Genomic DNA, 20,262 nt, shown 5'->3' with positions numbered 1-20,262 from the left:
GATGATGACTAACCAAGAATTGAACGAACTAAAAAACCGCTACGTGGCCAACGGTGCTGCCACGCCAACCACCCAGTTTGCCGAGCGCGCTGAAAATGCCGAACTGTGGGATGCCGACGGCAACCGCTGGATCGACTTCGCGGGCGGTATTGGCGTACTCAACCTGGGCCATCGCCACCCGAAAATCGTCGCTGCGGTAGAAGCGCAGCTCAAGAAAGTTATGCACACCAGCGCCGCGGTGATCTCCTACGCGCCCTATGTGCAGCTGTGCCAAAAGCTCTGCGAACTAAGCCCGGTGCGCGGCCCTGAGCGTAAGGCGATGCTGGTCAACACCGGTGCCGAAGCGCTGGAAAACGCCGTGAAAATTGCCCGCGCCGCCACTGGCCGCACCGGCATCATCACCTTCGACGGCGCCTTCCACGGCCGCACCATGATGACCCTGGCGATGACCGGCAAGGTGTTGCCCTACAAGAACGACTTCGGCCCGATGCCGGGCGACGTGTTCCGCGCACCGTTCCCCAACCCGCTGCATGGCATCAGCGAAGAGGCGTCTTTGAATGCCATTCGTACGCTGTTCAAAACCGATATCGCACCGCACCGCACGGCGGCCATCGTGATTGAGCCGGTACAGGGCGAAGGCGGGTTCTACATCGCCTCACCGGACTACCTTAAAGCGCTGCGCGCACTGTGTGACGAGCACGGCATTCTGCTGATCGCCGACGAAGTGCAGTCCGGTTTTGCCCGTACCGGCAAGCTGTTTGCCCTCGAACATAGCGGTATCGAGGCGGATATTCTGACCACCGCCAAGAGCCTGGCCAACGGCATGCCGCTCTCGGCTGTTGTGGGTAGCGCCAAGGTCATGGACGCCTCCGGCCCCAACTCGCTAGGCGGCACCTACAGCGGCAACCCACTCTCCTGCGCGGCAGCGCTGGCGGTGATTGAGGTGATCGAAGAGGAAGATATCCTGGCCCGCAGCGAGCAAATGGGCAAGATGCTGGCCGAGCGCTTCGCGGTATGGGAAGAGCGCTTTCCCGCCGTGGCCCATGGCCGCCAGCTAGGCGCCATGGCAGCGTTTGAACTGCTTGATAGCGACGGCAAGCCAGATACTCAGATGACCGGCGCGCTCTGTGCCAAAGCCCGTGAGAAAGGATTGATCCTGCTCTCTTGCGGTTTCTACGGCAATAGCATACGCATTCTGGTGCCGTTAACCGTCTCTTCTGCGGTGTTGGAAGAGGGCTTGAGTATTATTGAGCAGTCGCTGGAAGCGCTTAGCTAAAATCGTCTAAGCAACACTAAGCCCGCCCTCGTCAGACAGCAAAAGCTGCTGGCGTTGGGCGGGTTTTTTGTGGGTGTTGAAATCTCATACCTAAGATAAACAGCCGTGCTAAGAACTTATGCTAAGCTGGGTTTGGTAGAGTGATAGCCCAAGGCTTAGGCGTTGGGAAATCCAGTAAGAGTGCGAAATTTTGATATGTAACCTGATGAAAAAATAATAAATATAAGAATCAAAGGGTTAAAGGGGTATAGAAGTGCGCCATTATTCGGATAATCATATTGGCGTGTTCGTATAATCATAAGACGTGTTGTCAAATTTCTGTTAAATTTCAAAATCTTATCATTATAAGGGTGTCATTATGTCGGATCACGTATTAATTACACTAGCAAAGAGAAAACCATACGAAGTCGTACCAAATATGCCTGAGGGATGTAGCTACGACTATGATAGAGGCCTTTGGACGAAATCAAATGAAGTTTTAGTGTCGCATAGCTCTGAATTTGGTGTGCAGATTACCAAGAAGTGTGATGTTGAAACCGGTGAGGATCAAAAAGGAGAATGAATAAGCTTTGTTTGATTCTTTGCAGCAAGTATGACTTTTCTGTTGATCTTGTCATTCAGGAGCTAGAGAAGACAGGGATTGATTATATCCGCCTGAATAAGGAAGATCTGTCTAACTATTTGATAAATATTGATCCCGTAAAAAAAGTATTGACGGTAAAAGGTCATGGAAAGAATAGAACTGTGTCTAATATTACCTCAGTTTGGTTTAGGCAGCCGGTTTTCATTAGGAATGCCCCTGCATATCCACTTTCTCTGGAAGAACAGCTTGTTAGATCTCAATGGGCTGCATTTCTAAGAGGTCTTATTGTGTTCGAAGATGCTATTTGGATGAATTGGCCATCTAGCACTTATTCTGCTGAATCAAAACCATATCAGTTGATGCTAGCCTCTAAAGTAGGTTTTATGGTTCCTAAGACGATGATTGGCAATGATTCTAGCTATTTTGAAAAATTTGATGAAGAGATAATTGTAAAATCTTTGGACACTGTTCTTCTTCGTGAAGGTGAAGATTGTTTATTTACATATACGTCAAACATAACTGCCAAAGAGTTGAACGAAGAAAATACAAAGATAGCTCCATTAACAGTGCAGGAATACGTTTACCCTAAAACTGATATCAGAGTCACTGTTGTTGGAGAAAAGCTGCATGCAGTCAAAATCACATCGGCTGGTCGCGGTATCGATAACGACTGGAGGCTGCTTAAAAAAGAGGAAATTGAGTATATCGATATTGGTTTGCCGAAACTTATAAGTAGGTACTGTAAGGATATCGTTAGCGAAATGGGGTTGAAGTTTGGTGCAATCGATCTAATCGAAAGCAATGGAAATTACTATTTTATCGAAATTAACCCTACAGGCGAATGGGGGTGGCTTTCGACAGAAAAGCGGCCAATTGAGAAAGATATAGCTAATGTTTTGGCCGGGTGAGTCTAATGCGCTTCATTCATATAACCCAAGAAGTATTGCCATTCCTTCATCTGAAAGGAATATATGATAAAAAGCTACAGGACGCAGACAAGGTGCTTAACGATAAGTACTCCTATTATTTTAAGCTTGAAGAGGAAGTCATATCTAATCGCCTTAAAGAAGAACACCAACGTTCACAAAAAATTGATGATAAAACTTCGAAGTTTACACTAGGTTTGAGCATCTGTTTAACAGTTCTAGGCGTTTCGGCAACAGTCGTAGCAAAATTGCTCCCAGCTCATGAGTTGAAATATTTGGTTGTTGTGTTTCTCAGTATATGTTCTCTCTATATGCTTCTAGGCGGTATTATTTCGCTGGGAGCGTTTAAGCTAATGCCAACCTATGGATATGGAACGTTATATGAGTACCGTAAGTCAAAAAATGGCACATCTGAGATAGTTAAAGCACTAATTGGTCAAGAAAACATAAATTTAGTGAAGCAAGTGCGGAATCAAGTTGCCTATCTGTGTATTAGGAATGGGTTCGTAATGCTTTTGACGTCATTATTAATTTTGTCGTCGATACTGACTCATAGCGCATACTCAAACATTTCTCAGAAAGAAGAATCAACTAAAACCGTTTCAAACAACGAAAGTGTTAGCATGGTAATCAAATGTGAAAAGCCGATGCAGGTCGCTCCGTCCCTTCGAGGCTACATCGGGCTGTCGCTGCGTTGCAGCGTCAACCGATGATCGACCCATTAGGCACTTTCCTGCCAACTTTGTACGAACATGATGGTCGCTCTTCAAACAAGACGCAGGGTGGGTAAAGTCTGGGGCATTATTGAAGCAGTTCACTAAAAATATCTGCAGTCTGGCGAACTAAAAGGGGCCTTTTCGTAGCGCAAATACATAGCCAGATTTTCCAATACAGCTATTCCTTCTGTCGAAGAAACTAGTGATGTCTAGCCAAGCATAACCACTACCCATCCCCCACCCCGCCCTCGTCAAACAGCGAAAGCTGTTGGCGATTGGCGGGTTTTGCTTTTTTAGCGCGCTGAGCGGGCGGCCGGCGCTGGCTAGCAAGCTTATTCACAATGGCCTGGCTGGCGTCTCTGGCGTCTCTGGCGTCCGGGGTGCGGCGAAGCTCATACAGCATCTTCTTCCAGTGGCGCGCCTCACACTCAAAGTCGTTGGGTAGTGGGTAGTGCTCGCCAGGCTGAAAACCGAATCGTTGTCGCAGACTTTCCGGCAGCGCCCAAGGCTTAGCGCGCCACTCCTGGGGCAGTGGCGTTAGTTCTGGCACCCATCGGGCGACAAACTCGCCGCTAGGGTCATTATCCTCCGCCTGTTTGATGGGGTTATACACCCGCAGCGCGTTGGTGCCCGTAGCACCTGCCTGCATCTGCACCTGGGGGTAGTGAATGCCGGGCTCGAAGTCGGTAAAAAGCCGCGCCAAGTGCAGGGCAGGTTCGTACCAGTGCAGCCCAAGGCCAAAGGTGGCGTGAGAGAGCAGCATCGCGCGCATACGAAAGTTGATCCAGCCGGTGGCGATCAGGCTGCGCATACAGGCATCCACTAACGGCACGCCGGTTTGGCCACGCTTCCAGGCGATCAGATTGGGGTGTTCAGGGTCGCGCTCCCGCAGGCCGCGCAACGCTGGGTGCAGCGTTTGATACTCGATGCTTGGTTCACTTTCGAGCTTCTGAATAAAGTGGCAGTGCCAGTGAAGCCGGGAGGCGAAGGCGCGCAGCGAGCGCGACCAAGCGGTGTCTTCCGAATGCTTTTTCCGTTGGCGGCGCAGTGACTGCACTACTTCGCGCATGGAGAGGGTGCCCCAGGCCAAATGGGGCGAAAGCCGCGAGCCAAACTCCCAGGCCAGCAGCGGTTTAGATAGCGAGCCGCGATAGCGCCGCCCGCGCTGGGCAATAAAGCTACGCCACAGGGCGCGGCCTTCGCTACGCCCGCCTGGCTGCCGCTCGGGGCAAGGCGTGGTATCAAACCCTAGCGTCAGGCTGTGAAGCTGTTCAACGTCAATGTGATGAAAGTCTTGCCACCCCTCGGCCGCTTGAGCGTTTTGTGGGGCTGAGAAGGTAGGAGCGGTCATTAACGCTTCCCACTGTTTTTCCCATGCATCGCGCTCTGCCACCCGGGATTTCAGGCCGCGTATTACGCCGTGCTGGCGTGTTTCATGCCATGGCGCGCCTTGCTGTTGGCACCATGCCTTGACGCTAAGATCGCGGGCAAAGCTCCAGGCGTTGCCGGTCTCTTCATGCGAGTGAAGGGCAAACTCCCCATAGCGTGCTTTCAAAGCGGTTAATAAATCGACAATATCGCCTTGCCAAATGCACAGTGGCAGGCCCAATGTTTCCAATGCGTTTGAAAGGTCTATCAGTGAGTCCGCGGCAAACTGCCAGTGGCGCAGGGCACTATCCGGCGCTTGCCACTGGCCGGGTTCAATGGCAAATACGGGCAGTACTGGGCCTGCCATGGCGGCGTTGGCAAGCGGCGCATGATCATGAATACGTAAATCGCGTTTGAACCAAACAATCTGGATAGGTGCCTTAGCCATGCCGTACCTTGCGGTTGAGGGCTATTCGCCGCTAAGTCTATTCGCCACTGAAATGTGACGTTACCATCAAGCTACCGTTTGCCAAATCAACCCAACAGAGCCAACCCAGCAGGATCAACTCTGCAGGAACAAACCCGTAGGAGAGTAATGATGTATATCGCCATGAACCGTTTTCGAATTGCCCCAGGCCGCGAAGAGGATTTTTTAGAGGTGTGGCGTAACCGCGATTCTCACCTGGATGAAGTGCCGGGCTTTAAGCAATTTAAAATGCTGCAGGGTGAAAGCCAGGAAGATCACACCGTGTTTATCTCCCACAGCGTGTGGGAGTCGGAAGAAGCCTTTCGCGACTGGACCAAGTCAGACGCGTTCCGCAAAGCTCACGCCAATGCTAAATCTCCCGAAGGTATTTATCTTGGCCCACCCAAGTTTGAAGGTTATGAAGTGGTGCTTTAAGCCATAGCCAATAACGTTTGCGCTGGACAACAAGCAAGTGATGCACGTGTTATCCAGGCGACAAAGCGTTATAAGTTCATCACTACCATCACGCCAATAAGCGCCGCCGCGCAGCCCGCTACTATCCATTTGAGCGAGGAACCTGCAGCGGTCGCTTTTTCGTTCTCTATTTCGGTCATCAGGGTGTTGAGGCGCATGCCGAAGATAAACTTGGCTTTGAGATATTGATTACTGACCCGTATCCCTTGATACCAATGGTCGGGGAAGTCGATAAGAGACGCGGGAATCACCAACCTCTCATAGCGCTCTGCAAGCAGCATACTCTTTGACTCCATGCTGATTAGTTCGTTGCGGCGAGGAATCAGTGGGGAGACATCTGATTCGGGTATCTCTTCGAACGCCAACGGCATACAGACGTAGTTGCTTTCATTTGGCCCCAGTAAAAGCACCGGCACTCCGTTTTCACCGCACTGAAAGCGTGCCAAACAGGGAAACCGTTCATCCGTGTAATCAGGCTGAAAAGGCCCATAGCTGTTGATAATGAAGCCAGGTAGTAACCCTTGGAGATCTGTACTAAAGAGTGTCTTTACGAAGCTGCGTCCATGCTGAAAGAAGTTCCAGGCAAGATGATTGACGATACGCTCGCGTAGTTTCTCGCTGGCGAGGTGGGTACCTGTGTTATCGGGTAGTTCCTTATTGGCTTTGCATAGAGAAGCTTCGACCCAGTCTGGACTGAAGACGGCATTAAATCCTAAAGGCGTTGTGAAACGGATTTGTATTTCCCAGCGCTCGGGGCTGTCGGTAGGCTCGTCACCATGCTTGGAATCTTTGGTGATCGTCAGAACAATGTCGTTGGCAGCCGGCACAATATTTTTATCGACCATGGCACGCAGCACGTTGAAGGCGCCGTGGTTGTCTGCTCCCAGCAGACTGTTCTGATAGGGAGATTCCGGCACGTGTGGCGTTGCAGGCTTTTCCTCCCAACCCATTAGCGGTGGCACCCTTATATGCTCGAAAAAGGCCTTAGCGCTGGAGGATAGCTCGCTTAGTGCCTTCGCATTTTCGGGTAGTTCAGGAAAGTGAGGGTTGTTCCAATCTAGTTGGTCATCGAATACGTATAGCGACTTAATCTCGCTTGGTTCCTGGGTAGAAGTGTACTCGAGTTCGATATCGCGCCAGTGCTGAACAGCACCGTAGGGTAAGGTTTCAGCGCCACCCTCAGGTTCGAAAAAGAAGGCATCGGCCTCGTATATGACTTCGTTGCCCCCATCATCTTTCAGGATCGCCGTTATGCCGAATAGCTGCATTAAGGCTCCCCCAATCGTCAGACGATCTTCCTTGTCGATGAGTTGTATGCTCAAGTTGTAAAGATGGGCGTTGCGAGCTAGCTCGGCGAGGGGCAGCGCCTTGATGAGGAGATCACTACCATCAGCAAATTTTGCGTTAGTTAAAAAACGTTGTAGGGTTTCTTGGTCGTTGGCTGCAATGTATCGAGCTTCATTCTCTCCTTGTAGCAACGCTGGAGCTTCTTGTCCCGACTCATGGCGATGAAAGGCAACATAAAGTTCATAATTGGCCCAGCTCAGCAATCTACGTTTGTCTTTTTTTATAAGGTCTTGCTTAAATTTAGTGAAAGAGAGCTGTGTAGAAATTTCAGACGTCATATTTCATCATCCTTGATATGGAAGGCATATTGTCAACAAGTGTTGCAAAAGTTAGTGCCGAAGAGTGGCAACTGAGGCAGACACTCGTACGGTTGGCGTATTTAGAGCGGCTTAGTTTACCTAAGTAAGCTGGGATTTTCCCTGCACCTGATTTCATGGTCGCCAGAGTGTGGATCTGTTTTGAGCTAGGCGGCTGTTAAGTGCTAACTAAGACTTAAAACAGCGCCAAGCCAATAGACAGCAGCACGCTGTAAAGCAGGGTTGAAATGGCTGTTTTCTTCAGCATGCCGGTCAGAATCTCGCCATCACGGCTAAGGTTTAATGTTCTGGCGGCATCAGAAAGCGGTTTGGCCACCAGCAGGCAGCTCCACCCTAACAGCGGTACCGGCAGGGCAACCAAATAGATCAAGGTAAGCAGCAGCGTCATGCCCAGCAGCGCCCAGTGGTAGTTAATCGCGTTAGCGCGCCCTAGCCGCACCGCCAGGGTGATCTTGCCGTTACGTGCATCACTTTCAATATCGCGCACGTTATTCACATTGAGCACGGCGGTCGCCAGTAGCCCGCATGCGGCGGCGGGGAGCAACGGCAGCCAGCTTAAGTGCTGTACGTGGAGGTAGTAGGTGCCCAACACACCGAGCAGTCCGAAAAACACAAAGACCGCAATATCACCTAGCCCTCGGTAGCCATACGGTGTTCCGCCTAGCCCAACGGTGTAGGTGACTGCTGCCAATAGCGCAGCCGCCCCTAGCAGTATAAAGGTGAGAATCTGCCCCCACTGGTTTCCGAAGGCGGCAAGCAGTAATAACAGCCCCAATAACGCGGCAGTGAGGGCCGCAACCACCATTCCTTTGCGCATTGTTTCGGCGCTAAGCAAACCAGACGAGACCGCCCGTGCAGGGCCTATGCGCTGATCATCATCGGCGCCGGATGCGGCATCACCGTAATCGTTGGCTAGATTAGACAGCACTTGGAGCGCAATGGCGGTCAGCAGGGCGAGCACAAGCACCGCACCATTAAAGGCATCCACGCTCGCTGCTAGCCCAGTACCCAAAAGAATAGAAGCGCATGCCAGCGGTAGCGTGCGAGGGCGTGCGGCTAACAGCCATGCTTGGTAGTAGCGGCGCTTACTGTTTTGTTCCATTACGTCGATATTCCTGTTGACCATTGTCATTTAATAAACATTCGGCAATGTATGATTAACTGCTAAAAAGTAGATCTACGTCAAAATATGCCGCGTCATCTTGTCCCACACTGCAAGCACCCCTTGAGTAGGAGTTTACGCGATGATTGGCGACTTATTTAGACATAACAAATATATGGCGGTAGTTTGGTTACTGCTACGGCTCTATTTAGGTATCACTTGGCTGACGCTTGGCATCGGAAAGATAACCGGTGGTTTTAATGCTGAAGGCTTTCTAAGCAATGCCGTGGCCAATCCCGTGATGCGAGAAGGAAGCGCGGTTTACCCTAATTATGTCGCCTTCCTTGAGAATTTCGCGCTGCCCTATGCGGATGTTATTAACGTCATTATACCGCTAGGGGAGGTGTTGGTTGGCCTGGGTTTAATCGTTGGTGTGTTGACCTCGTTTGCTGCGTTTTTCGCCATTGTGATGAACATGTCCTTTTTGATGGCGGGCACGGTGTCTACCAATCCATGGATGATTGCACTGACGTTCTTTTTGCTGGTAGCAGGCGCCAATGCCGGTCGGCTTGGCGGCGATCGCTGGGTGCTACCCTATATCAAGAAGAAGCTAGGCTTAAGGTACCCAGCGGTCGCCAGCAGGTAATTGAAAAGGCTGGCCTAACAGGCGAACTATGCACTCTAACCCTATTGAAGCCCTCAGGCATCAGCTTGCTACGCTTTGTGATGCCGCCCAGAAAGGGGTTATCCGCTTAAGTACCCCGTGTCAGGTGAACGACATGATGGGGTGGCTAAACATGCAGCGCGTTTATCCCCGTCTCTACTGGCAATCACGTGATGTGGGTGCCGTTGAGTATGCGACGCTGGGGGCTGTTAACGCCTTTGAATCTCTAGCGGCATTGAAGGCTGATCTTGTTGCGCTGAACGATATTGGCGGCCATCAGCCCGACTTTTTTGGCGGCATGGCCTTTGACCCTGGCACGCCGGGTTGGGAGCACTTTCCAGCCTGCCACTTTTTGCTGCCGCGCATCGAGCTGAAACGTCACCAAGGAGTCGCGACGCTGTCACTGAATCTACGTTTCGATGACCGCTTCCCCAGTGCCGAAATTGCCCAGGCTCATGCCTGTTTAGACGCCTTGGCAGCAGAGCAGCCGCTGCCTCGCCTGCACCCTCTGGTTTACCAGCGTGAAGACCGCCCCTCCCAACAGGAGTGGGCGGCTTGGGTGGGGCTGGTGACGAACCCCGACCACCTAGTGCATACGCCCAAGGTGGTGCTTTCTCGTGAAACACGGCTGACCACACCGCAACCCCCCAATCCCTGGGCGCTGTTGTCACGCTGGCAGTCGGGCGCTGTCGACTGCTTTCACTTTGGCGTCCAATTGACACCGAGCGAGGCATTCATTGGCTGCCCTCCCGAGCAGCTATATAAGCGTAAAGGCAGGCACTTAACCACCGAGGCGCTAGCGGGTACAACACGCCGTGGTCGTGATGCCGCACAAGACCAAGCGCTTGCCGCTGAGCTACTGGGTGATAAGAAAAACACGCTGGAAAACCAGTGCGTTTATCAGCAACTCCTGACCCAGCTGGAGCTGCTTTCTTCACAAGTCCAAATGGGCGAGGCGCATATTGTTAAGCTGCGCTCGGTGCAGCATATTCGCCGACTGATCCACGCCGAATTACACCATAGCGTCACCGACCACTCTTTGCTCTCCTCACTGCCACCGACGCCGGCGGTGGGCGGCGTTCCTCGCGAGTCAGCGCTAGCGTTTATTCGTCAGCATGAGCGCCATCAACGCGGTTGGTACTCCGGGGTGTTCGGGAGAATCAGCCACGCCAGTAGCGACCTCGCCGTGACTATTCGCTGCGCCCATATCGATTCAGAAATGATCCGGCTCTATGCCGGTGCGGGCATCGTGGCGGGCTCCCAGCCGGACGAAGAGTGGCGGGAGCTGGATACTAAAATCGCCGATATTATGTCGCTGCTAGGGATGGGATAACACATATGACAGCTTCTACATCGAGCGGTTTTGCGCAAGCGCATGCCACCTTTAATCATGTGTGGGCGGCGCTGATTTTGGAAGAACTCCACCGCTTAGGCGTGCGCGATGTGGTGCTGGCGCCCGGCTCTCGCTCATCGCCGTTGACCATGGTCGCCAGCGAGCATGCCGGGCTACGCTGCCACTGCCATTTTGACGAGCGGGGGCTGGGGTTTATGGCACTGGGTATTGCCCGGGGCAGTCATCGCCCCGTGGTGGTGATTACGACTTCTGGCACCGCCGTGGCGAATCTCTACCCGGCGGTGGTAGAAGCCAACCTGCTCGGTGTGCCGCTGATTGTGCTCTCTGCCGACCGCCCCATTGAGCTGCTGGATAACGGTAGCAACCAGGCCATTGACCAACGGGATATCTTCTCCCGCCACACGACTGTTCACCACGACCTGCCAACGCCAGATGCTGAGATAAAAGCAGCGTTTCTCCTCAGCACGATTGATCAAGCGGTTGATCAGCAGCGCCGCACCCCTGGCCCCATCCATATCAACTGCCGTTACCGCGAGCCTCTTTACCCCGGCGAATGCGTGGTGGATGCCAGTGACTATCTCGCCCCGCTGGGGCGCTGGCTGAAGGATTCCGCGCCTTGGAGTGATTGGTCATGGGGTGTTGGACAGGCAAGCGCCACCATTCCAGCGCTTAGTGATGTATGGGAAGCATTTGCCCAGCAGCGCGGAATTATCGTCGCGGGTAGCATTGATGACCCGCAACAGGCGCAGCAAGTGGTAGCGCTCTCCAAGCAACTGGGCTGGCCGCTACTGGCGGATGTGCAGAGCCAGGTGCGTTTTGATCCTCATAACCTGATCCATTTTGATTTGGCGCTCCATGACGAACGCTTTAGCGCGGAACTGGCTAAGGCAGAGGTGGTGCTGCAGTTTGGTGGACGGTTAATTTCCAAGCGACTCACGCAGTTTATTGCCCAACAGCCCTGGCAGGATGTCTGGCTGGTTGATCCGCTGCCCCTACGGCTTGATCCTGATTACTGCGTTAAGCGCCGTTTGATAAGCTCGCCCGCGGATTTTATAGCTGGCTTGCCGAACATTTCCGAACAAACGCCTTGGCATCAGTTGGATAGCCTTCAGCGCCGCACCAGCCAGTTTGTAGAAGGGCAGTGCGCGGCCTTCTCAGAGCTGGGTGTTTGTCACCAGCTAGCGCAACTGGCGGAAGGGCAGCTATTTATCGGCAACAGCCTGCCTGCACGGTTAATGAATATGCTGGGAGCGCATCGCCAAACGCCGCTGCGGGTATTGGCCAATCGCGGCGCCTCCGGTATCGATGGCTTAATCGCCACGGCCTACGGCGTCAGCTGCACATGCTCAGAACCCACTACCATTGTGCTGGGAGATACCAGCGCACTGCATGATCTCAATAGCCTCGCGCTGTTAAAGCAGGCGGCTCAGCCGCTGGTGGTGGTTATTCTCAATAATGATGGCGGCAGTATTTTTCATATGCTGCCGGTGCCCAAAGAGGGGGAGCTGCTGGAGCGCTATTATCGCCAGCCACATGGGCTTAACTTCGAGTATGCCGCCAAGATGTTTGGGCTTGGCTACTCGGCGCCCAGCTCACTGGAAGCCTTCGCAGCGGCTTATACCCAGGCGTTAGAGTCGGGCGTTACGTTGATCGAGGTGAACGTGCCCCACCAGCAGGTCGCCGATGATCTCAAGTCGCTTGGCGCAGCGGTTCGAGGGGCGTCGCGTGAGCTGTAAACCTCACAAGCAGGCGCCGACCCTGATACTGCTCCACGGTTTGTTGGGCGATCGACAGGACTGGGGTGAGGTCATCGCTGGCTTGGCAGGTATTAACTGCCTCGCGCTGGATTTGCCCGGCCACGGCCAGTATCACCAGGAGCAGGTAGCCTCTTTTGAAGCGTTTCACCACTGGCTTGGCGATACGCTGATAAGCCACGGTGTAAGCCGTTACTGCCTGCTGGGCTATTCCCTGGGAGGGCGCTTGGCGCTGTACCATGCCAGCCGCCAACCGCCGGGGCTGGAAGCGCTTTGGCTGGAGAGCGCTCACCCTGGGCTACCCGCCAGTGAGTGTCCTGGCCGTATTGCTCATGATGAACGCTGGGCGCGACGCTTTGAGCAAGAGCCGTTGGAAGACGTACTTATCGATTGGTATCAGCAGCCGGTGTTTGTCGATCTCACGGAGGCCCAGCGGCTTCGGCAGATTCAACGCCGCTTAGCGAATCGAGGGCCAGCCGTCGCCCAAATGCTGCGGTCAACATCCTTGGGGCATCAGCCTTTGCTTTGGCAGTGGCTGGAAAGTGCTTCGCTACCGGTCAGCTATTTTTCAGGTCGTCGGGACACCAAGTTCCACACTCTGGCGACGCAACTAACAAGGATGGCCCCGCGCCTGCGCCATATCACGCTGGAGGGGGGCCACAATCTTCATGCTGAGCAACCGGGGATGATTGCTCAGCAGCTCAATGCCTGGTACCGCGCGCTAGGCTAATGTTTATCAGCTAATCACCATTAACCAGGGCAGGCCGATCGCGAGCCAAACCACCAGGAAAAGCAGCCCGAAGATGGCTCCTAGCCGCCAGAACAGTGCGCTCGGCAGGTAGCCACTGCCGTAGTAAACCGGGCTGGGCCCAGTGCCGTAAGGGGTGAGAATACCCATAAAGCCGAGGGTGGGGAGTAGCAGCAGGATAAACATCTGCATATCCAGCCCGGCAATGCCCGATGCCGCCGCCAGAATCACCGGTAGCAGGGCGGTAACGTGGGCCGTTACGCTGGCAAAGAAGTAGTGCAGTAGGTAGAAGATAACCACCAGTGCCACCATGGCCATCAGCGGATTGAAGTGGCTTAACTGCCCGCCGACCACACCGCCAAACCAGTTAACGAATCCCACCTGGCTGAGACCACCCGCGAGCGCCACCAGAGTGGCAAACCATACAAAGGTATTCCAGGCGGCTCGGTTATCGAGAATATCGCTCCAGGTCACAATGCCGGTTAACAGCATGCCGCAGATCACCAGTAGGCCCACCAGCGATCCAGAGATAATGTCGCCTGCGAAAATCCATAGCAGCAGGGCGGTGACCACCATCATGACCAGCATGATTTCATGGCGGGTCAGTGCCCCCAGTTTGGTTAGCTCCTGGCCCGCCCAGTCGGAAATTTCACTGCCCGCTTTCACTTCGGGGGCGCATAGCCAGTAGCTCAACAGCGGCACCAACAGAAGCAGCAGAATGCCCGCCGGTGCTACCGCCATAAACCACTGCCCCCAGTTGATATGGATACCAGTGGCGCTTTCGGTTAGCGCGATGGCCAGTAAGTTAGGGGCCAGGGCGGTCAAAAACAGCGAGCTAGTTACGCAGGTAGACGCAAGTGCTGTCCACATCAAAAAGCTACCCATGCGCTTCATACTGGGGTCATTGGGGTGCGAATCGTAAAGCGGTGGCAGGTTGCGAATCACTGGGAAGATCGTGCCCGCACTGCGCGCCGTATTGGAGGGCGTAAAGGGGGCCAGAATGCCATCAGCAATCATCACCGCGTAGCCAAGGGTCAAGGTACGCTTCCCCATTGCCTTGACCAACCAGAGCGATATCCGCCTACCCAGGCCGGTTTTTTCATACCCCAAGGCAAACATAAAGGCACCAAAAATCAGCCATACCGTCGAGTTGGTAAAGCCCGACACCGCCCATGAAAAGGCCTGGTTAGCGGCATTAAACCCACCAGCTGCCAGTTGTTCCGGAGAGAACAGCACCCACCTTGAAAGCAGCGCCACCAGGGTGACGCCGATTAGGCCCACCACCGCGCCCGGTAGCGGTTCAAGAATCAAGCCCACTACGCAGCCGAGGAAAACGGCGAAAAAATACCACGCATGAGGGGCAAGCCCCGGGGGCGTGGGTATCAGCGCGACGATGATAGCGACTGCAAGCGGCGCTAATAGTTTCCATCGCGGTGAGGGTTGAGCATTCGTCATCATGCGGCACCTCTCTTTAGTTTTCTTGAGTCTGGTTGGGCTTCTTTTATTGCTTGGTATTGCCTGGCGGATAGCTATCTGCCTTGCAGTGAGTGGCTTGAAGAGTAGGTGCTTCAACGTGGGGGGAACAGCAATACCGACTCGATTTTCCACTTGCTTGACGCACGTCAATAGTTCTTTGGACTAATGAGCAGGGCCTGCCAAGGGCGTGGTAAGTTGAAGTAATGAAAGGGCACCGAAGAGTGCCGCCGGTACCACCTTTGACTTGGCTAATGGAAGGGATTGTCATGCAGCAGCGAGATTTCGATATCGTCATTGTCGGTGGGGGTGGCGCAGGCTTACGTGCTGCTATTGGCGCTGCCGAGCAGGCCAAAACCCAGGGCACCCCTCAGCGTATTGCGCTGCTCTCCAAGGTGTACCCCATGCGCTCGCACACCGTGGCGGCTGAAGGCGGGGCGGCTGCTGTGACCAGTGCCGAGGATACTCACCAGGCGCATTTTGACGACACGGTGTCGGGTGGCGACTGGCTGGTTGAGCAGGGCGTTGTCGACTACTTTGTTCACCATGCTTACCAAGAGCTGGTACAGATGGAGCGCTGGGGCTGCCCCTGGAGCCGTAAGGACGATGGACAGGTGCAGGTGCGCCGCTTTGGCGGTATGAAAACCGCCCGCACCTGGTTCGCCGCTGATAAAACCGGCTTCCATATGCTTCACACCCTGTTCCAGACCTCGTTGAAATATCCTGAGATCGAGCGTTTCGACGAATACTTCGTGCTCGACCTGGCGGTACACGAAGGCGCTGTGATTGGCGTGATTGCGCTACAAATCGCCACTGGCGAGTTAACCGTGCTGCGTGCCAAAGCGGTGATTCTGGCTACCGGCGGTGCAGGGCGTTTATTCCGTTTTAACACCAATGCGGGCATTGTCACCGGCGACGGTATGGCGATGGCCTACCGGCACGGTGTGGCGCTGCGGGACATGGAGTTTGTTCAGTATCACCCCACCGGCTTACCTGGCTCCGGCATTTTGATTACCGAAGCGTGCCGGGGCGAAGGTGGCATTCTGCTTAATAAAGATGGCTATCGCTATCTACAGGATTACGGTCTTGGCCCGGAAACACCGCTTGGCAAGCCGGAGAACAAGTACATGGAACTGGGCCCGCGGGACAAGCTCTCCCAGGCTTTTTGGCAGGAGCAGCAGGCGGGCCGCACCGGTAAGTTTGGCGACAGCGACGTGGTCTATCTTGATCTGCGCCACTTGGGTGAAAAATACATTCTGGAGCGCCTGCCGTTTATCTGCGAGCTGGCCAAATCCTATATCAACGTCGATCCAGTCAAAGAGCCAGTGCCCATTCGCCCGGCGGTGCACTACACCATGGGCGGTATTGAAACCAACCCTCAGTGCGAAACCTCCATTGCCGGGCTCTACGCCGCCGGGGAGTGTGCCTCGGTGGGCCTGCATGGCGCCAACCGACTGGGCTCTAACTCGCTAACTGAGCTGTTGGTCTTCGGCCGCCTGGCGGGTGAGCAGGCAAGTAAGCGCGCAGCGCAAACCGAGTGGGCGGATGAGCGCCTGCTGGAAGCCCAGGGTGACCGCCAGCAAGCCAAACTGCTGCGGCTATGTGATGGCACCGGCAGTGAGGAGAGCTGGGTGGAACTCAAGCACGCCATGGTGCAGGCTATGGAGAGCGGCTGCGGGATTTATCGCACCGAAGAGGGCATGCGTCATTCGCTGGATACCATGCGCCAACTGCGTGCGCGCTTTAACAAGGTTCGCGTTAACGATACCAGCAAGATTTTTAATACCGAGCTACTTGAGTGTTTGGAGTTGGAGTGTGGCCTGGATATTGCCGAAGCCTCTTGTTTGGGCGCGCTTGAGCGCCGTGAGTCCCGCGGCGCCCACCAGCGCTTGGATGAAGGCATGCAGAAGCGCGATGACGTTAACTACCTCAAGCATAGCCAGGTATTCTACCGAGGCGAAGCTCATGCTGAGCTGCGCTGGCAGGACGTCGATGTACGATTCTCCGCCCCGGCGGAGCGGGCTTATGGCGATGCGGGCAAGGGAGAAAAGGCATGAGTACCGATCAGATCACTGCCAAGCGTGAGAGTACTAATAGCTCCAGTACTAATAAGACCAGTACTAACAACGCCAGAACCAAACACATCAGCGTCAAACGCTACCTGCCGGACACCTCGACTGAGACGTACTGGCAGGAGTATGACCTGCCGGTGGACGACAGCACTTCGCTGCTGGATGCTCTCAACCATATCAAGGAGCAGCTTGATAGCACGCTGAGTTATCGCTGGTCCTGCCGTATGGCGATCTGTGGCTCCTGCGGGGTGATGGTGAACGGCATTCCCAAGCTGGGCTGCAAAACCTTTCTGCGCGATTACGAGGGCGATATTCGTATTGAGCCGCTGGCCCACTTCCCGGTGCAGCGGGATCTGGTGGTGGATATGGAGATCTTTCTTGAGCACCTGGCGGCGGTGAAGCCCTATCTGATCGATGACAACCCAGTAAAATCCTACGACCCCACAGCGCCGGAAACCTACCAGCAGTCACCTGAACAGCTCGCTCGCTATAAGCAGTTCGCTAACTGCATTAATTGTGGTCTCTGCTACTCCGCTTGCCCCCAATTCGGGCTTAATCCGGAGTTCCTTGGTCCGGCGGCATTAACGCTGGCTCACCGTTACAACCTGGACAGCCGCGACCACGGCAAAAAACAGCGCATGGCCGAGCTTAACCGCCACGACGGCGTATGGAGCTGTACCTTTGTGGGCTTCTGCTCAAAGGTGTGTCCCAAACACGTTGACCCCGCCGCCGCAGTAAATCAGGGCAAGGTCGAGGCTGCTAAACATACGCTTATTGCGTTGTTTAAAGGGTAGGCTGAGGAGAACGAATATGAATAAATCATCATCGCAACGCCTGCCGCCGCTGAAACGCAACTGGTGGCTAAAACACCGCTTTTTCAAGCTTTATATGCTGCGTGAAGCCACGGTGCTACCGCTGGTGTTTTTTACGCTCTGTTTACTCGCCGGTATGGTTGCTCTGTTGCAAGGGGAGGAGAACTGGCAGGGGTGGATCGCCTTTATGGGCTCGCCCATTGTCTTGCTGCTGAACCTTGTCGCATTGGCTGCCAGCCTGTTCCACGCCGCCACTTTCTTTGTGCTATTCCCACGGGTAATGCCGCTGCGTATCGCCGGGCATAGCTTGCCTGATCAGGCCATCGTCGCCGGGCAGTGGGCGGGAGTCGTAGCGGTCGCGCTGCTATTTTTCTGGCTATTGGGAAGGGGGGCATGAATATGAACAAGCACGATGTTCAGCATAAACAAGCTTTTGATGAACCGCTTTGGTGGGGACTTTTCAGCGCGGGCGGCGTCTGTTTCGCTGTTTTACTGCCCGCCGTTATTCTGTTTATCGCCGTTCTACTGCCCCTGGGCTTGCTGCCTGCCGAGGCGCTGAGCTACGAGCGGGCATCAGCGCTGCTGTTTAGCGTGCCTGGCTTTCTGTTTGTCGGCGCAGTGGTGTGTTTGCCGCTATTCCACGCCGCCCACCGCCTGCGCCATGGGATGTTTGATATCAGCGTGGGCAGTGACGCACTTAACAAAAAACTGATGTACGGTGGGGCTGCGCTGTTAAGCATTGTGGCGCTGGGCTTAGTCGTTACAGGTATGCTGGGTTAAACGATTCACTGTAAACACCCCATCCCTGATAAAGAAAACTAACTAAAAAACCTGGCAAAGAAAAAGAGAGTGGCATGATTAACGGACTTACTGAATCAGAACTCTATGCGCCGGTAGAGTGGCAGGATTGCTCCGATGGCTATCAGGATATTTTGTATCACACCACTGCCGATGGCATTGCGCGTATCACCATCAACCGCCCCGAGGTGCGCAACGCCTTTCGCCCGTTAACGGTGAGCGAGATGGCTCAAGCGCTTAATCGCGCCCGCCACGACAGCGCCGTTGGCGCGATTATTCTCACCGGTGCTGGCGATAAAGCGTTCTGTTCCGGCGGTGATCAGCGCATCCGTGGCGACTACGGTGGCTACCAGGATGAAGAGGGCACTCACCACCTTAACGTACTGGATTTCCAGCGTGATATTCGCACCTGCCCGAAGCCGATTATCGCGATGGTGGCGGGCTACGCCATTGGCGGTGGCCACGTGCTGCATATGATGTGCGACCTGACCATCGCCGCCGATAACGCTATTTTTGGCCAGACCGGCCCTAAAGTCGGCTCCTTTGATGGCGGCTACGGCGCCTCCTATATGGCGCGTATTGTGGGTCAGAAAAAGGCGCGAGAGATCTGGTTTCTATGCCGCCAGTACGATGCCGCCAAAGCTCAGGAAATGGGGTTGGTCAACCACGTAGTGCCGCTCGAAGAGCTGGAAAAAGAGAGCGTGCGCTGGTGTCGGGAGATGCTGCAGCATAGCCCCATGGCGCTGCGCTGCCTGAAAGCCGCACTCAATGCTGACTGCGACGGACAGGCCGGGCTTCAAGAGCTGGCGGGTAACGCCACCATGCTCTACTACATGACCGAAGAGGGCCAGGAGGGGCGCAACGCCTTTAACGAGAAGCGCCGCCCGGATTTCACCCGCTATCCGCGCAACCCATAATGCAACTGGCGCTTTATCGCTACTCGCTACCGCTACGCCAGCCGTTGATGTTTAAAGGCCAGCGGCTGGTCAGCAGAGAAGGGTTGCTCGTGACGATCAACGGCCAGTGGGGCGAGATAGCCCCGCTGCCTGGCTTCTCAATGGAAACCCTGGCGGAAGCAGAAGCTGAAAGCCTGGCCTGCCTTGCTGCCATTAAGCGCGGCGAGAAAGCCACGCCAACGTTACCCTCAGTGCAGTTTGGTTTCGACTGCGCCCAGCGCCAATGGCCTGCAAATCTGCCCGCGCTTTTGCCCCCCTATCCACTGCTTCAAGGGGCGCCTGCGGCGCTGATTGCCAACCTTGATAATATCTTAGCCGGTTGGGAGGCGTTGCCGCCAAATCGAATCAAACTCAAGGTGGCACGCTACGCCATGAAAGAGGAGCTGGCGCTGATTAACCAGCTTGCTACTCGGCTACCTGCCACCCAACTAATTCTGGATGCCAACGGCGGCTGGACGCGGGAAGAGGCTCAGTATGTCTGTGCATGTCTTCCCCTTGAGCATATCGACTACCTGGAAGAGCCCTGCGCTGCTTTTGCTGACAGCATTGCCGTGGCTGAGGCAACGGGAGTCTCCATCGCTCTGGACGAAACGCTATCCCGCGGGGAAGCATGGCACTATCACCCGCAGCTTAAAGCTCTGGTGATCAAACCCACCTTGATTGGCTCGCTAAGTGCCTGCGAAGCGCTCGTTAAACGGGCGAGAGTGGACAGCCTTCGCGTGGTGATCTCCTCCAGCTTTGAATCTGATCTGGGTCTTGGGCTGTTGAGTCGGCTGGCCAGTGAGTGGGCGCCCCATGAGCCGCCGGGACTGGATACGGATCATTGGCTCACCGAGCGCGTTACCACTGCCACGGGCGAAGTGAAGACTAACTCGCTGCACTGCCTTGATCTGAATACTGAGTGTTCCTATCTTTAACTCCTAGCCGCTAAAGGGATATCAGTTCCACACGTGTGTTCTCAGGCTCAGTTTTATTAATATCATTATTTACTGCACAAGATCATCCTGGTATGTTAAATAATAATCATTTCAAATTGAATGGACTAAGTTTGTTTGA

The 20,262-nt window shown here is 54.4% G+C and carries 19 protein-coding genes; 15 read left to right on the top strand and 4 right to left on the bottom strand.

The annotated features are described in order from the left end of the window. The first annotated feature begins 4 nt into the window (after positions 1-4). The 4 genes from gabT to ACFIOZ_RS19125 all read left to right on the top strand — a co-directional run bounded on the left by gabT (position 5) and on the right by ACFIOZ_RS19125 (position 3,498). Positions 5-1,276, top strand: coding sequence for a 4-aminobutyrate--2-oxoglutarate transaminase (gene gabT, locus ACFIOZ_RS19140; RefSeq protein ID WP_386080489.1), 1,272 nt, complete (start codon positions 5-7; stop codon positions 1,274-1,276). A 358-nt stretch (positions 1,277-1,634) separates the two neighbouring features. Then, positions 1,635-1,838 (top strand): hypothetical protein, encoded by a 204-nt coding sequence (locus ACFIOZ_RS19135; protein WP_386080487.1) that lies wholly within the window; start codon positions 1,635-1,637, stop codon positions 1,836-1,838. Further along, entirely contained in the window at positions 1,835-2,767 is a 933-nt protein-coding gene (locus tag ACFIOZ_RS19130) for a RimK-like protein (protein ID WP_088701947.1), read from the top strand. Before ACFIOZ_RS19135 ends, ACFIOZ_RS19130 begins: the two co-directional genes overlap by 4 nt. 5 nt (positions 2,768-2,772) lie before the next feature. Beyond that, positions 2,773-3,498, top strand: coding sequence for a sulfite exporter TauE/SafE family protein (locus tag ACFIOZ_RS19125; RefSeq protein ID WP_088701946.1), 726 nt, complete (start codon positions 2,773-2,775; stop codon positions 3,496-3,498). Between the two features lie 229 nt (positions 3,499-3,727). Here the strand turns inward: ACFIOZ_RS19125 and ACFIOZ_RS19120 are convergent, their stop codons facing one another. Continuing rightward, the gene (locus ACFIOZ_RS19120) at positions 3,728-5,317 is read right to left on the bottom strand and encodes an FAD-binding domain-containing protein (protein ID WP_386080485.1); all 1,590 of its coding nucleotides are present in this window, start codon (positions 5,315-5,317) and stop codon (positions 3,728-3,730) included. Positions 5,318-5,467: 150 nt separating this feature from the next. Here ACFIOZ_RS19120 and ACFIOZ_RS19115 point away from each other — a divergent pair, with 150 nt between their 5' ends. Further along, positions 5,468-5,770 carry an antibiotic biosynthesis monooxygenase family protein gene (locus ACFIOZ_RS19115; protein ID WP_088701944.1) on the top strand — a complete coding sequence of 101 codons (303 nt, stop codon included), beginning with the start codon at positions 5,468-5,470 and terminating at the stop codon, positions 5,768-5,770. A gap of 68 nt (positions 5,771-5,838) precedes the next feature. Here ACFIOZ_RS19115 and ACFIOZ_RS19110 read toward each other — a convergent pair whose 3' ends face one another. Both ACFIOZ_RS19110 and menA read right to left on the bottom strand, forming a co-directional pair. Continuing rightward, entirely contained in the window at positions 5,839-7,434 is a 1,596-nt protein-coding gene (locus ACFIOZ_RS19110) for a hypothetical protein (protein WP_386080483.1), read from the bottom strand. A gap of 214 nt (positions 7,435-7,648) precedes the next feature. Continuing rightward, positions 7,649-8,575, bottom strand: a complete 927-nt coding sequence (menA, locus tag ACFIOZ_RS19105) for a 1,4-dihydroxy-2-naphthoate octaprenyltransferase (protein ID WP_386080482.1) — start codon at positions 8,573-8,575, stop codon at positions 7,649-7,651. 142 nt (positions 8,576-8,717) lie between these two features. Here menA and ACFIOZ_RS19100 point away from each other — a divergent pair, with 142 nt between their 5' ends. From ACFIOZ_RS19100 to menH, 4 genes are read left to right on the top strand one after another with little or no spacing between them, the layout of a single operon-like run. Beyond that, complete coding sequence (locus ACFIOZ_RS19100; RefSeq protein ID WP_386080481.1) at positions 8,718-9,221, top strand: DoxX family protein; 504 nt, start codon at positions 8,718-8,720, stop codon at positions 9,219-9,221. A 28-nt stretch (positions 9,222-9,249) separates the two neighbouring features. After that, complete coding sequence (locus ACFIOZ_RS19095) at positions 9,250-10,572, top strand: isochorismate synthase (RefSeq protein ID WP_386080479.1); 1,323 nt, start codon at positions 9,250-9,252, stop codon at positions 10,570-10,572. 5 nt (positions 10,573-10,577) lie between these two features. Next, positions 10,578-12,329, top strand: coding sequence for a 2-succinyl-5-enolpyruvyl-6-hydroxy-3-cyclohexene-1-carboxylic-acid synthase (gene menD, locus ACFIOZ_RS19090; protein WP_386080478.1), 1,752 nt, complete (start codon positions 10,578-10,580; stop codon positions 12,327-12,329). Continuing rightward, on the top strand, positions 12,319-13,077 hold the full coding sequence (gene menH / locus ACFIOZ_RS19085) for a 2-succinyl-6-hydroxy-2,4-cyclohexadiene-1-carboxylate synthase (protein WP_386080476.1): 759 nt from the start codon (positions 12,319-12,321) through the stop codon (positions 13,075-13,077). Before menD ends, menH begins: the two co-directional genes overlap by 11 nt. Positions 13,078-13,083: 6 nt before the next feature. Here the strand turns inward: menH and ACFIOZ_RS19080 are convergent, their stop codons facing one another. Continuing rightward, complete coding sequence (locus ACFIOZ_RS19080) at positions 13,084-14,553, bottom strand: anion permease (protein ID WP_386080475.1); 1,470 nt, start codon at positions 14,551-14,553, stop codon at positions 13,084-13,086. 284 nt (positions 14,554-14,837) lie between these two features. Here ACFIOZ_RS19080 and frdA point away from each other — a divergent pair, with 284 nt between their 5' ends. From frdA to menC, 6 genes are all read left to right on the top strand, one after another. Further along, the gene (gene frdA / locus ACFIOZ_RS19075; RefSeq protein ID WP_386080473.1) at positions 14,838-16,625 is read left to right on the top strand and encodes a fumarate reductase (quinol) flavoprotein subunit; all 1,788 of its coding nucleotides are present in this window, start codon (positions 14,838-14,840) and stop codon (positions 16,623-16,625) included. Beyond that, positions 16,622-17,434: a succinate dehydrogenase/fumarate reductase iron-sulfur subunit gene (locus ACFIOZ_RS19070; RefSeq protein ID WP_386080471.1), complete on the top strand. Its 813-nt coding sequence runs from the start codon at positions 16,622-16,624 to the stop codon at positions 17,432-17,434. Before frdA ends, ACFIOZ_RS19070 begins: the two co-directional genes overlap by 4 nt. Before the next feature lie 16 nt (positions 17,435-17,450). Beyond that, positions 17,451-17,849, top strand: coding sequence for a fumarate reductase subunit C (locus ACFIOZ_RS19065; RefSeq protein ID WP_386080470.1), 399 nt, complete (start codon positions 17,451-17,453; stop codon positions 17,847-17,849). After that, the gene (frdD, locus tag ACFIOZ_RS19060; RefSeq protein ID WP_386080468.1) at positions 17,846-18,232 is read left to right on the top strand and encodes a fumarate reductase subunit FrdD; all 387 of its coding nucleotides are present in this window, start codon (positions 17,846-17,848) and stop codon (positions 18,230-18,232) included. Before ACFIOZ_RS19065 ends, frdD begins: the two co-directional genes overlap by 4 nt. A gap of 74 nt (positions 18,233-18,306) precedes the next feature. After that, entirely contained in the window at positions 18,307-19,167 is an 861-nt protein-coding gene (gene menB, locus ACFIOZ_RS19055) for a 1,4-dihydroxy-2-naphthoyl-CoA synthase (protein ID WP_386080467.1), read from the top strand. Further along, positions 19,167-20,123 (top strand): o-succinylbenzoate synthase, encoded by a 957-nt coding sequence (gene menC / locus ACFIOZ_RS19050; RefSeq protein ID WP_386080465.1) that lies wholly within the window; start codon positions 19,167-19,169, stop codon positions 20,121-20,123. Before menB ends, menC begins: the two co-directional genes overlap by 1 nt. Positions 20,124-20,262: the final 139 nt, after the last annotated feature.

It is taken from the genome of Vreelandella sp. F11 (assembly GCF_042466685.1).
In the GTDB taxonomy this organism is placed as follows: Bacteria; Pseudomonadota; Gammaproteobacteria; order Pseudomonadales; family Halomonadaceae; genus Vreelandella.
This window is presented reverse-complemented; position numbering and strand designations above follow the sequence as displayed.